We start from the raw sequence: 13,329 nt of genomic DNA on the forward strand, positions 1-13,329 counted from the left end.
ACGCGGACATTCGAAAGGGTTGTATCCGCGTTGACGGTACTTCGTACCGTGCTCCCGCGAACAGTGCGACAAATCGTCATTCCTCCCGAAATCCGTCGCTCTATCGAGAGGCACGTCGCCGATGATCACCCGAACGAGGCTGGGGGCTTTCTCGCGTGTGAGCGCCGCGGTACCCAGTTGTATGCAACGCGGCAGATTCCGGTCCTGAACGGCTCCTCGAGGCCCAAATATCGATTTGAGACGGTCGTCGATGAGCGGGTTCCGCCGCCGCCGCGGGTGTTCTATCACTCCCATACGAGCGCGCGGTCGCCCGCCGGCCTCACGAAAGTCGACGAGCGATCGATTCCCGAACCCTTCGCACTCGTCGTCTTTGCGCCCCACGGCCCGGCGCTCAGTTACCGGGCGTTCAAACGCGGATTGCTCCGGTGGCGGGAACTCCGCGTCGAAACTGTCGATCACGGGCTGTAGGTGACCCGACGATGACGCGTGTCGGTCAGTTTCGCCGTTGGATTGTATATATTGTATATATGGGCACCCACAGGCATGGACAATTCATACATGCACCCCTGCTGCACAAGTAAATATACAAACACAGGCCAGAGCTTTTCATTGATGAACGTATCTCCAAGTATGTCGATACTATGCATCCGAAGCACATCCACTCTCGTGGGGAAATAGACAAACGAACATTGGGCTCGAGGGCTCCACTGGGGGTGAGCCAATGAGCGTGATCATCTACGGACTCGCGGCCGTCATCATCGCGATGCTGGCCATCGGGTTCTACGTGTCTCGGAAGATCAAGGGTGACAGCGTCAACTACATCGTCGCGGGTCGGGGGCTAATCCTCCCGCTGGCCGCGGCGACGTTGATGGCCCAGTCGCTCGACTCGAACGCTACCCTCGGGAATACGGACCTCGTTTCGTCCGCCGGCTTCTGGGCCGGTGCGGCCCTCCCGGTCGGGTTGGCGCTCTGTCTCTTCCTCACCGGGCTGTTCTTCGCCAAGCCGATGAACCGGATGAATCTCACGACGCTGCCGGACTTCTTCCGCCGGAAGTACGGCCGCACCGTCGAAATAGTCGCGAGTCTCATCATGTCGGTCGCCTACGCGTTCCTGTTGGCCGGGAACCTCGTCGCCGGCGGCTACCTCTTCCAGATTTTCGTCGGGACGAGCTTCGAGCTGGGGGTCTTCATCATCGCCGCGCTCGTCCTCTCCTATACGCTCGCCGGCGGCCTCTTCGCAGTCGCATACACGGACGTCCTACAGGCCGGCGTCGCGTTCGTCGGGTCCATCGCGCTCATCGTCTACATCACGACGCAGTACGGCATCACCGTCCCCGCCGGAATGGGGCCCTCGAACTTGGGACAACTCACTGACCCGAGTCAAGGGGCGTACATCAATCTCGCCACGATCATCGCCCTCGGGCTGGGCGACATCGTCGCCATCGACTTCATGGAACGAGTCTTTGCGGCCGACAGCCCGGAAACCGCACGTAAAGCTTGCTTCATCGGTGCCGCCGGCACCCTCATAATCGGCGTGCCGTTCTCCGTCGTCGCGCTCTCCGCGGGCCCGATCCTCGCCTCGCTGGGCGTCGAAGCCGGTAACCAAGCGGTGCTCTACTCCCTGTTACAGAACGCGGTCCCGCCGTGGCTTGCGTCGATCGTTATCGCGGGAATCGTCGCCGCCTCGTTCTCGACGAGCGATGGGGCGATACTGGGCACCTCCTCCGTCATCGCTCGAAATATCGGCGGCATTCGCGTCGACGAGAGCGCGCCCGCAGCGGCGGACGGCGGCACGGACGAGGGCTTCCTCGGGACCGAGAGCGATAAACTACTCACCGTGACTCGGCTCATGGCCATCCCCATCACGCTGCTCGGTATTTTCTTCGCGCTCCGAGTCTCCGCCACCGGGATGTTGCTCGTCCTGGCGTTCGATATCATGCTCGCCGGCGCGTTCGTGCCGCTGGTGATGGGTATCTACTGGTCGGAGATGGCGAACACGCCCGCAGCGCTCATCTCCATGCTCGCCGGGTCGGGGACGCGTCTGTTTTTCTTTGTGCTCCTGCCGACGACGTACGCCTACGAGAACACGCTGTTTTACATTCCGAACGACGTCTTTACCGCTGCCTTCGACGGCTTGCCGACGTTCATCGCGGCGGGGGTGAGTTTGGTCAGCTTCGTCGTGGTCGCCTACGCCACGAAAGACTCCTACACGGCACGGTCTCTCAACCGAGAGGGACGACGCACCATCGTCGCGGGCGGCGACAACGATGAAGAGTAACTAGCAGTCCACTTTTTATCGCATATACGCGTACGAACAGTCACCTGTAGATATATATGGTTCGAAGTCGTTTTGTTATTCGTCCCAATGACACTGGTTAGTACTCTTTTGAGGTGTGGCGAATGAGCGGAAACGACCTTCGAATCCGTCGCAAGGCCCAGCAGTTGGGCTCCTCGACGCTCGCGGTAACGATGCCCGCGGAGTGGACCCATCGCCACGATCTCACGAAAGGTGACGAACTGATCGTCCAACGCGACGAAAACGGCAATTCGCTGCTGGTCACGCCGAATCAACCCGCGATCGAAGACGCTGAAACGACGATTAACGCCGACGCGATGAGCACGGACGCGCTCTCTCGAGCCGTCATCACCCAATACGTCCTCGGACGCGGACTGGTTCGGATCGAAGCGGAGGAGGCGCTGGAAGCCAAACACTATGACGCGGTACTCGAGGCCGAACGCCGGCTGATGGGGCTCGGTATCGTCGAGGAATCGCCGACCCACATCACCGTCCGCTGCTCGGTCGATCCCGGCGACTTCGAGCTCCCGACCCTGCTCGGTCGATTAGGACGCACGGAAGCGACGATCCGCTCGAGTGCCGTCTCGGCTCTGTTGAACGGCGACACCGATGCCGCTCGGCGAGCGCGCGACCGGGGGTCACAACTGGAGAAGTTGTTCTCCCTCTTTCTCAGACTCGTCTTCACGACCTACCGCAACCCGCGGCTCAACCAGTCGGTCGGGGTCGGAACCGGATTTCCGCTCATCGGCTACCGCTCTGCCGCACAAGACGTGTCGTTGATGGCCGGCATCGCCGACGATATCGCGACGATCGCTGCAGACCGAGTGACTGACCCCCTCGAGGGCGATGTCGCAGACGACATCGAAGTAGTCCACGGGGCCCTCGATACGGCCGCCGAACAGGTCCGCGACGCCGTCATCGATCCGGATTACGAGCAGGTGACCGATGCCCGCGCGAGCCTCCAGCGTGTCGACGATCACCTGGAAACGGCTGTCGATCGCCTCGAGGCAGAACGGCCCGAACCGCTGCTCGCGCTGAACCGAGTGCATCTCCTCTTCGAACGGAGTTCGCGCCACGCCGGCGATACGCTCGATGTCGCGACCCATCTCGCGTTCCGGGAGAGCCCGGACGTGGTCACCCACAACGGTGATTAAGGTGTTTTAGGACACATGAACCGTTCGAGTACGCACCCACTCATGTGGAGAACTGAAATACCTTCCAAGAAAGGCTTTAGTATATTCTTATGTTTGAACCAAATAGGCAAGGAAGAGCTCGTATGGGCTTGAAATTGCACTAAACGGAGATAACCGAACACATGACTGACGAACCATCCGGCGAAGAGATGTACGGCGACGAGTACAAGGAAGCAAACGAACCGATCTTCAGCGGCATCCCGACCTTCCTCAAACTCCCCGAAGTCGAACGGGACCAGCTGGACGAAAACGATGTCGACATCGGTATCCTCGGTGCGCCCCTCGACACGGCGACGACGATCCGTCCCGGGACCCGCTACGGCCCGCGTGCGGTTCGTGCGGCCTCGACGGTCCCCTCGCCGCCCTACGAACACTTCAATATCGAGACCGGCATCGATCCCTTCGATACGTTCAAAGTCGCGGACACCGGCGATGCCCCGGTCTCTCCCGGCGATACGCGACAGAGCCAACTGAACATCGAAGACGCCGTCGCGGAAGTAAGCGAGCAAGCCACGCCGATCGTCATCGGCGGCGATCACTCCATTTCGTACCCTGACATCAAGGGTTGGGCGGAAGCCAACGACTACGACGATATCGGGCTCATCCACTTCGACTGTCACGCCGACACCGGCGATGACGGGCTGACCGGTTTCGAGTACGACCACGGCGCGTGGGTCAAACGCGTCTACGACGACGGGCTGATGGACGGGGAGAACTACACCCTCATCGGTCCGCGCGGGTTCTGGCCCGGTCCCGACACCTACGAGGAGATGCGCGAGGCGGACATGAAGTGGTACACTGCGATGGACGTCGCCGGGATGGACCTCAACGAGATCGTTGCCGATGCGGTCCAGCGTGCCACCGACGGAACCGACGCCGTGTGGGTCTCCTTCGACGTGGACGTGATGGAGCCCGCCTACGCGCCGGGCACCGGGGAGCCGGAACCGGGCGGACTCATCCCCCGCGAAGCGATCTACATGGTCCGCGAAGTCGTCAAGGCACTCGAGCCCGACGACTTCGGTTTCGACGTCGTCGAGGTCTCGCCGGCGTACGACGTGAGTGACACGAATTCCTACAACGGCGGAATCACGAGCGGCTTCGCCAACCGGCTCATTCTCGAGGTAATGGGCAGCATGGCGCTCGCAGAGAAGGGACTGGAAGAGGGATCGCCGATCAAGCCGAAGGAGCCGCTCGGGCCGAGTCCGGAGGTCGAGACACAGGCGGACGACTGACCAGGACCGCGACTCGAGGGAGTCGATAGCTGTGGGGCTCCGGCCCCGCACCGTTCAGTCGCAACTCTCGAACCGGAAAAAGCCGGGAGCGACTCGCGATCAAGGGGGCACCGTGAAAGCGGTGTGCAGTCACATCACAGCGCGTCGCGTTTTCTGTGTCTGCCGGTCGAACACTCGATGTTTCACCAATTATCTCGATCGGATTACTGTGATTTTGTGGATGGAGGTGAAACGATGAGGCAGTTGTAAGCTTCACTACCCAAATTCCTCTCGGATAACAGTCACTCTCGACTACCGCTCGAGCACTCGAGAGCAGCAGTGATACTCGAATGCGATTGTCCGGCTATACACGGGTTCACGAGGCTACGCGACGGTGACCGACGGTTCAAAGTGGATCGGACGTCAAACCTACCGATAGACGGCCCCATGCAAATAGGGTCGGGGTACAGGCTGTCGCTCTCTAAATTCCGAGACCGGAACTCATGATATACAGCGTAGAGAGACGGGGAGTATTCTCGGGAGAGTATCAGCCATCCAAGTACCGACGCAAAGAACGTCCTGTGAGTTTTCGCATAATTCGGCTCGGAACGGACTAGTGTCTCTGCACACGATCGGGGGAGGGAGTCGACTAACGTCCGGTTCAGTGATCGTTCCTTCGGGCCCCGGTTAGTCGACCGGTCAATATCGGTTCCACGGAGCGACGTATTCGTGTCCCGGATCGACGGGCATCTTCGGGCGAATGACGAAGAGTATTACACACCTATATTTGTAATCCTCCTTCGACAGTCATGGAGTGTCGTTCGAACATTTCGAACGCCGAGTCGGGGTCAGCTACTCATATTGATATTGACCTCGATCACGTTCGCCGAGCGCATGACGCGTTCAGAGAGGCGCTCTCGAGCCTGTTCGTCGCGCATAAACTGTGCCGGAGCCGACACGCTCAACGACCCGAGTACGTCGTCGTCGGGGTTTCGAACCGGTACACCGATCGCGCAGAACCCCTCGATCTCTTCCTCGTCGTTGTACGCGTACCCGCGGTCGCGAATCGTTTCGAGTTCGTCGAACAGCGTCTCGCGGTCGGTGATCGTGTTCGCCGTTTGGGCGGGGAGGCCGTGCCGGTCGACGATTTCCGCGACGCGGTCGCGCGGAAGGGACGCGAGAATCGCCTTTCCGGAGGCGGTGTAATGGAGGTGGTCGCGTTGCTGGAGTTTCGCCGACTGGTAGTCGCCGTCGACGCCGGTTTCGCCTTTCACCTGATAGAGGTTGATTCCGCGACCGTTTTCCTCGGTGACGATGTGCGTGTACTGGCCGGTCTCGTCGGCGAGTTCGTCGACTTTGGGTTTGCCGTAGCGATAGAGCGGACTCCGGTTTCGGGCGGACTCTCCGAGGACGGAGAACTCGAAGGCGAGCTCGTACCGGTCGTCTCTCTGGACGAGCAATCCGTTCTCCTCGAGTGTCTTCAGGTGGATATACGCCGTGCTTTTCGAGACCTCGAGTTGCGTCGCGAGTTCCGACACGCCGACGCCGCCGCGTTCGCGGACGGCATCGATAACGCGTGACGCCATCGTCACGGTCTTCAGCGTTCGCGGCCCATCGTCACGGTCGCCTGCGGACATACCCGGATCAATTACCTCCACCGCCATTAATGTTCGTATATTTCAAATATTGCAGCGAAACGCACTCGAATGAGAGACAAATTACCCAGAAGTGCCCCAAGTGTTGTCTGTGGGTTCGAAGATCCATGAACTGGGTTCCGCTCGTCGGCGTCTCCTCGTGTATCGGCCTCGAGGAAGGCTATACGGAGCGCAATCCACTCGAACCGAGACGAATACGCGACGATCGATCGGTGATCGCACTCGCTCGATCGGCCGTCGCCGACTCGATCGGCGCTAGTTCGTTCGAAATAGTCGAACGACCGAAGAGACGGTGGCGTCACCCCCAGAGTGGACGGACACACTGCATCGTGGGTGCCTCAATCGATTAAGGGGGAAATATGATCCTCATATACGGACGCACACCGACCCACAACGTTTTTGAATTCTTGACCGAAATTCGGTAATCGTGTTGCAAACCGAGACGAATGTGCAAACGTATCGGATCGAATCCGATCAGTTCGCAACCGAGAGGAACGGATCACTCGAGGCGTCCCGCACGGCGACAGCCACTTCGGTTCCGCCGGACCGCTCGCGGGCGAGGACGAAACGGCCGCTTCGATCGTCGGGGCGATCCGCGAGGGGCGCGAGGTGACCGGTCGCGTGGCGCAGAGGCCCGCCAGGATGGAGCGCTCCGTAGACGAGTTCGCTATCGCCCATCCGAGCGATAGCGGGTATCGGACCCGCTTGGGTCTGATAGGAAGCACGCGGGGGACTCACGGATGACGACACCGGAGCTCTCGATCGACGGAGCGCGGCTCCGTCGAGACATCGAGCAGGTCGCATCGTTCGGTGCCGTCGACGCCGACGACGGCCGCGGGCGGACAGCGCTGCCCGGCGACGAGGCGAACGGCGAGGCGCGGGACTATCTCGTCAATCGCCTCGAGGAGGCGGGCCTCGATGTCCGGATCGATGCGGTCGGGAACATCGCCGGTCGGTGGACGCCGCCCGGCGCGGACCCGGCCGCCGCACCCGTCGCCGCCGGGAGCCATCTCGATTCGGTCCCGCGCGGTGGCATCTTCGACGGGCCACTCGGCGTCTTCGCGGCTCTCGAAGCCGTCCGGACGATTCGAGGGAGCGATATCTCGCCCACTCGCGGGCTCGAGGTCGTCTGTTTCACCGGCGAGGAGGGGACCCGTTTTGCCGACGGCGTCCTCGGGTCGACGGTCGCGACCGGCAAGCGCGGCGTCGAGGAGACGCTCTCGCTGACCGACGGGGACGAGACGCTCGAGAACGCGCTCGAGCGGCTCGGCTACCGGGGGACCGGCCGCCTCGATGCAAGCGAGTGGGACGCGTGGCTCGAACTCCACATCGAGCAGAACACGCGCCTCGAGGACGCGGGCGTGCCACTCGGCGTCGTCACCGATATCACCGGAACGGCACGGTGTCACGTGACCATCGAGGGCGACGCCGACCACTCGGGGACGACCGGAATGACCGAACGGCAGGACGCGCTCGCGGCGGCGAGCGAACTGGTCCTCGCGGTCGAGCGGAACGCGGGCGAGACCGCGGCTTCCGGGAGCGGGACCGCAGTCGGAACCGTCGGGCAGTTCGACGTCGCGCCGAACGTCGTCAACGTCGTCCCCGGGACGGTGTCGCTCCGACTCGATCTGCGATCAGTCGAAGCCGCGGAGATTCAAGCGCAACTGGACGCCGTAACCAACACCCTCAGGGCCATCGAAGACGACCGGAACGTTTCGACGGCCTTCGACTGCACGTACGATGTCCCGCCGACGCCGCTCTCGGAGCGGTGTCGAACCGTCGTCCGCGACGCGGCGCGGGACCGCGGTGTCGAGACGCGCACGCTTCACTCGGGGGCCGGCCACGACACGATGCAGGTCGCCGACGTGACTGACGCCGCGCTCCTGTTTGCCGCCTCCGTCGGCGGCCACTCCCACTCGCCGAAGGAGTGGGCCGATTGGGCGGATTGTACGGCCGCGACGACCGTCCTCGCCGATTCCCTCGCGCGGCTCGTAACGACCGACGAACGCTGACAGCTACTGCACTCACCACTGAACCCACCAATGTTAGAAATCGAAATCGAAGACACGACGTTTACGGCCGAATTGCACGAAGACCAGGCACCGGAGTCCGTCGCGGCGGTCCGCGAGTTCCTGCCCCTCGAGTCGGAGCTGCTGCACGTCCGCTGGAGCGGGATCGCGACGTGGATCAACATCGACGAGATCAACCTCCCCGAGATCCCGCGGGAGAACCACACGGTGTACCCCTCGCGGGGCGACCTCCTGCTCTATCCGGGTTACCGGAACGAACAGGAAATCCTCGTCCCCTGTGGCCCGACGTGTTTCAAAAGTCCGGCCGGCGACCTCGCGGGGAATCACTTCGCCACCGTGGATGCGACGGCTGACGAACTCAAGGCCATCGAGGAGGCGACGCTTCGAGATGGCGCCCACGACGTAACGATTCGGGAGGTCGATCGATGACCGATATCGTCGTCCTCCACGACAAGATCCACGGGCTGGATCCGGCGGCGTACGCCGAGACCATTCGAGAGGAGGTTCCGAACGCCGATGTCGCGGTCGCGCGGACGCCCACAGCGGAACGGAATCTCCTCCGCGAGGCGACGGTCGCGACCGGCTATGGGATCGACCCCGAACTCGTTGCGGCCTCGGAGACCCTCGAGCTGTTCGCCTGTACGTTCGCGGGCACCGGCCACCTCCCCCTCGAGACGCTCGAGGCCGAGGGCGTGGCGGTCACTAGCGCCTCCGGCGTTCACGGCCCGAACATCGCCGAACAGGTCCTCGGGTACGTCCTCGCGGACGTGCGGAACCTCCGACAGGGGTGGGAACAACACGAACGCGGGGAGTGGAACCACTATCAGGGCGGCGAACTCCGCGGATCGACCGCGACTGTCGTCGGCATGGGACCGATCGGACGGGAAATCCTCGCCCGCTTCGACGATTTCGGCGTCGAGACAATCGGCGTTCGCTACACGCCGTCGAAGGGTGGGGACGCTGACGAGGTCGTCGGCTTCGAGGACACCGTCGATGCGGCCGCGCGCAGCGACTACCTGGTGCTCGCCTGTCCGCTTACCGAGACCACTGAGGGGCTCGTCGACGAGCGACTCCTCGGAACTCTCCCGACGAACGCGATGCTCGTCAACGTCGCGCGCGGCCCCGTCGTCGACACCGATGCGCTCGTCGCTGCCCTTCGGGGCAACGACATCCGCAGCGCCGCACTCGACGTCACCGATCCCGAGCCCCTGCCCGCCGACCACCCACTCTGGACGCTGGGCAACTGTCTCGTCACCCCCCACAATGCCGGCCACACCCCCAACTACTGGGACCGCTGTACCGAGATACTCCTCGATGCTCTCGAGGACACCTCGTTGATGCGAGACTGATAGGACAGCGTAGTCAGGTACCACCGACTCGTTTTTCGCGATCCGAAACCGTCCGGGAGACTGCCGCGTGCAGGAAGCACCTAATGGACGCTCTTGACGAGTCGGCTCTCGGTAACATCACGAATACCGAACGGTTCTCGATGTCTCTGAGACCGGTGCTACATCTATAGTAGCTACTGAAACGATTGACACACTGATCGCGGAGCCATCATGCGAGCAGGTTGCACTGACGGTCAATGGCTACTATCTCTTCGGGCTCGGACGGACACCGCTCTCTCCGGCAGTTCGTTGGCTACGTCCAGCGGCACAACGACAAGGGCGGTTCGAACCGCTACTCGATGATTACGTCGGTGTACTCGAAGGTAGCGATATCGACCAGCCCGTTAGTTGTTAATCGAAGTTCCGGGATGACCTCGAGTGCGAGGAAAGTCAACGTGTGAACGCCGCCCTCGTGGTCGAGACCCAGTGCTCTGGCCTGTGACTGGACTGTCTCGAACTGTTCCTTAACTACCGCCAGTGGTTCGTCGGACATGAGACCGCCAACGGGGAGCTCGAGCGTCTCGATAGTACCGGTCGTTGGATCGTAGGCCGCCACGCCGCCGCTGACTTCTTCGAGATGGTTTGCGACAGCGGCCATCGAATCGAATGCCGCGCCCACCACGAGACAGTTGTGTGCGTCGTGTGCGACGGTCACACCGACGGCACCGCGGTCAAGGCCGAGTCCATGGACGAAGCCGTTGCCGATGTTGCCCGGCCCGCCGTGACGTTCGATGACCGATATCGCGGCCACATCCGCCGTCGGATTCGGAACGACGATATCGGTGCCGTCGCGGGTCTCGATCGGGAGGGCCTGTTCCATACGCTTGGTTTGGATCCGTCCCACGGCGTCGATCACCCGCACGCGGGCGGGGCCGGAGCCGGCGTATTCAAGCGCCAGGTCTGTCGGATCGACGCGGCCGAACGAGACGGTGTCAGTTTCCACAGCGGTCTCCGGCGGCGCTTCGAGAGACGGATCAACGACGCCGTTGACGACCACATGTTCGACATCCCACGTCTCGAGGTCGTCGAGGAGCGCTAGATCGGCCGGTGCACCGGGTGCGACGCGCCCGAAGGGAACACCGTAGCTCTCCGCAGTGTTGATCGTCGCGAGCTGAATCGCTTCGACCGGATCGACCCCGTGTTCGATCGCTCGTCTGACGGCGAAGTCGACGCTTCCCAACTCCTCCAGTTCGATTACGTCGCGGTCGTCGCTACACAGCGAGAGCCGACGGCTGTCGACGTCCGAGCGGTTTACGAGCCCGATCAGTTGGTCGAGGTTCTTGCTACAGGAGCCTTCGCGGATGTAGACGTGCATTCCGGCGTGCAACTTTTCGAGCGCCTCGGACTCGGTCACGCTCTCATGGTCGGTGTCGAGATACCGAGCCACTGACTGCAACTCGGTGCCGGTCACGCGGGGGGCGTGCCCGTCGACCGCGAGCCCGCGTTCGCGGGCAGCCTCGATCTTGTCGTGGACTGTCTCCTCGCCCGCGAGCACGCCTGGAACGTTCATGACCTCACCGAGTGCGATCACTCTCTCATCGTCGAGCAGGTCCTCGACGGCCGCGGCGTCGAGCGTCGCGCCGCCGTCCTGTAGGTGTGAAGCCGGGACCGAGGAAGGGGCAGTGAACCGGATCTTTAGCGGCGTGTGTGCGGCGTCTTCGATCATCCCACGGACGCCGGCCAGTCCGCAGACGTTTGCGATCTCGTGGGGGTCTGCAACGACACTGGTGACGCCGCGGTCCAGCACGGCGTTGCCGTACCGGGCTGCAGTCACCATCGACGACTCGATGTGCATATGCGCATCGATGAGCCCCGGGGCGATGTACTCTGCTTCAATCTCGCGGCCAGCGGGCCGATCGCCGAGAGCGACGATCTCCCCGTCATCGACGGCGACCGTCGCCTCCCGGAGCGTGCCGTTGAGAACGTCGACCAGCGTCCCGCTGATCGTCAGATCGACGGTGTCAGTGCGGGTCATCGTGATTGCTCCCACCGAGCAGTGGTTCGCTGCTGTGTCCAGCCCGATCGACTCTCGCTTAGCGGTTGAAGATTACACAGTTTGTCTGGTAAAGTCGAACGCACGTTTCCAATTAGATGGTTTTGCTCATTACATATATAGATGTGGGTCGGGGACGCGGATCACTACCGCAAAACAAACGGGACCGGTTCGGGGATCAATTACGGTTTCAGTTTTTCTGTGTTCTCGCGTGCTTCTTGGTGATTCCGCGCTCCACCTCCGATCGGTCGGGTTGACTTCGATACCGTTCTCACACCGAAAGTTTCTCGCGAGTTGGGAGAAGTAGCACTAACAAGAGATCGTTGTGGATTGTTTCAAATTATCTCCCGAACTGGCCCGAATATCCTTAATACTTGTACGATTGATTAGTAAGTGTGGCGAATACTGACTGTAAACTTGGGTTTATTGGTAGTTGTTCGTTATGTGGTGTCGTATGTCGAAGGGAAGTGACAATTCACGCAGAATAGTGTCGAAGCGGCAGTTACTGGCGAGCACCGGGGCCATTGGGCTCGGGATGGCTGCCGGCTGTCTCAGCGAGGACAGCGGCAGCGACGCCGGACTCTCTGCTGCCTGGATTTACTTTGCCGAGGCGGACGATCAGGGGTGGACATCGTCCCACGACGCGGGTCGGCAGGCGACCGAAGACGAACTGGACGACTTCGAGGGCGATTACGTCGAGAGCGTCGACGCCTCCGATGTCGAACAGACGGCCAGCCAGTTCGCCGAAGACAGCTTCGATGTCGTGTTCGGGCTGAGTGCGAGTTTTACCGATCCGATGGCTGCCGCCTCGGAAGAGTACCCCGATACCGCCTTCGAGGTCGCCTCCGGAATTGATACCGGTGAGAACTACGGTGCATTCCATGAAAAACTGTACCATGCACGGTACTTGGTCGGCTATGCGGCGGGCATGCTCACCGAGAACGACAACATCGGCTACGTTGCGGCCAATCCGGTGTCGACGGTTTACCAGGAAATCAACGGCTTCGCCTCCGGTGTCGCCGACGCCAACGGCGATGCGACGGTGTATGTTCGGTGGACGAACAGCTGGTACGACCCGGCGACGGAAGGCGAAAACGCACAGGCGCTCATCGACGACGAGGATGTCGATGTCATGGCTCAACACCAAGACTCACCATCCGTCCTCGAGACGGCAGCGGAAAACGATATCTGGGCATCGGGGTACGCGGAGTCCGCGCCGGACGCTGCGGGTGACAACTACCTGATGACCCCCGTCTTCAACTGGGAAGTCGTCTACATGCAGATCATCGAACAGGTCCGTGCCGGCGAGTGGGAGGCCGGATATACGTTCCCGGGAATCGCGGACGGGGCCGTCGATATCAGCGATCCGGGACCGGAAGTGCCCGACGAGGTCGTCGAGGAAGTCACGAGCATCAAAGAGGACATGGAGTCGGGCGACGCCGACGAAATCGTCTGGAGCGACACGCCGTACGAAGACTGGTCCGAAGAGGAAGTCCTGTTCGACTCGAGTTCCTTCGAGATGGACAATATCGACGGGCAGGAACTGTAGCAACGGGCGAGACG

The 13,329-nt window shown here is 61.8% G+C and carries 11 protein-coding genes; 8 read left to right on the forward strand and 3 right to left on the reverse strand.

From position 1 onward, the window contains the following. Positions 1-48 precede the first annotated feature (48 nt). The 4 genes from C489_RS19045 to C489_RS19060 all read left to right on the forward strand — a co-directional run bounded on the left by C489_RS19045 (position 49) and on the right by C489_RS19060 (position 4,721). The gene (locus C489_RS19045) at positions 49-468 is read left to right on the forward strand and encodes a hypothetical protein (protein WP_204366756.1); all 420 of its coding nucleotides are present in this window, start codon (positions 49-51) and stop codon (positions 466-468) included. 253 nt (positions 469-721) lie between these two features. Beyond that, entirely contained in the window at positions 722-2,278 is a 1,557-nt protein-coding gene (locus tag C489_RS19050) for a sodium:solute symporter family protein (RefSeq protein WP_006433003.1), read from the forward strand. 122 nt (positions 2,279-2,400) lie between these two features. After that, positions 2,401-3,450 carry an AbrB/MazE/SpoVT family DNA-binding domain-containing protein gene (locus C489_RS19055; RefSeq protein WP_006433004.1) on the forward strand — a complete coding sequence of 350 codons (1,050 nt, stop codon included), beginning with the start codon at positions 2,401-2,403 and terminating at the stop codon, positions 3,448-3,450. A 161-nt stretch (positions 3,451-3,611) separates the two neighbouring features. Beyond that, complete coding sequence (locus C489_RS19060) at positions 3,612-4,721, forward strand: agmatinase family protein (RefSeq protein ID WP_006433005.1); 1,110 nt, start codon at positions 3,612-3,614, stop codon at positions 4,719-4,721. An 827-nt stretch (positions 4,722-5,548) separates the two neighbouring features. Here C489_RS19060 and C489_RS19065 read toward each other — a convergent pair. Both C489_RS19065 and C489_RS19075 read right to left on the reverse strand, forming a co-directional pair. Then, positions 5,549-6,337, reverse strand: a complete 789-nt coding sequence (locus tag C489_RS19065) for an IclR family transcriptional regulator (protein ID WP_006433006.1) — start codon at positions 6,335-6,337, stop codon at positions 5,549-5,551. A gap of 492 nt (positions 6,338-6,829) precedes the next feature. Further along, the gene (locus C489_RS19075; RefSeq protein WP_006433008.1) at positions 6,830-7,033 is read right to left on the reverse strand and encodes a hypothetical protein; all 204 of its coding nucleotides are present in this window, start codon (positions 7,031-7,033) and stop codon (positions 6,830-6,832) included. A gap of 62 nt (positions 7,034-7,095) precedes the next feature. Here C489_RS19075 and C489_RS19080 point away from each other — a divergent pair, with 62 nt between their 5' ends. The 3 genes from C489_RS19080 to C489_RS19090 are packed head-to-tail and all read left to right on the forward strand — an operon-like array spanning position 7,096 to position 9,734. Further along, a complete protein-coding gene (locus tag C489_RS19080) occupies positions 7,096-8,367 on the forward strand; it encodes a Zn-dependent hydrolase (protein WP_006433009.1) in 1,272 nt (423 codons plus the stop codon). 30 nt (positions 8,368-8,397) lie between these two features. Continuing rightward, entirely contained in the window at positions 8,398-8,814 is a 417-nt protein-coding gene (locus C489_RS19085) for a DUF3830 family protein (RefSeq protein WP_006433010.1), read from the forward strand. Further along, positions 8,811-9,734, forward strand: coding sequence for a D-2-hydroxyacid dehydrogenase (locus tag C489_RS19090; protein ID WP_006433011.1), 924 nt, complete (start codon positions 8,811-8,813; stop codon positions 9,732-9,734). Before C489_RS19085 ends, C489_RS19090 begins: the two co-directional genes overlap by 4 nt. Before the next feature lie 331 nt (positions 9,735-10,065). Here the strand turns inward: C489_RS19090 and ade are convergent, their stop codons facing one another. Next, on the reverse strand, positions 10,066-11,748 hold the full coding sequence (gene ade / locus C489_RS19095; protein WP_006433012.1) for an adenine deaminase: 1,683 nt from the start codon (positions 11,746-11,748) through the stop codon (positions 10,066-10,068). A gap of 505 nt (positions 11,749-12,253) precedes the next feature. Here ade and C489_RS19100 point away from each other — a divergent pair. After that, entirely contained in the window at positions 12,254-13,315 is a 1,062-nt protein-coding gene (locus C489_RS19100; RefSeq protein WP_160163654.1) for a BMP family ABC transporter substrate-binding protein, read from the forward strand. Positions 13,316-13,329: the final 14 nt, after the last annotated feature.

The sequence above is a fragment of the Natrinema versiforme JCM 10478 genome, from assembly GCF_000337195.1.
In the GTDB taxonomy this organism is placed as follows: Archaea; Halobacteriota; Halobacteria; order Halobacteriales; family Natrialbaceae; genus Natrinema; species Natrinema versiforme.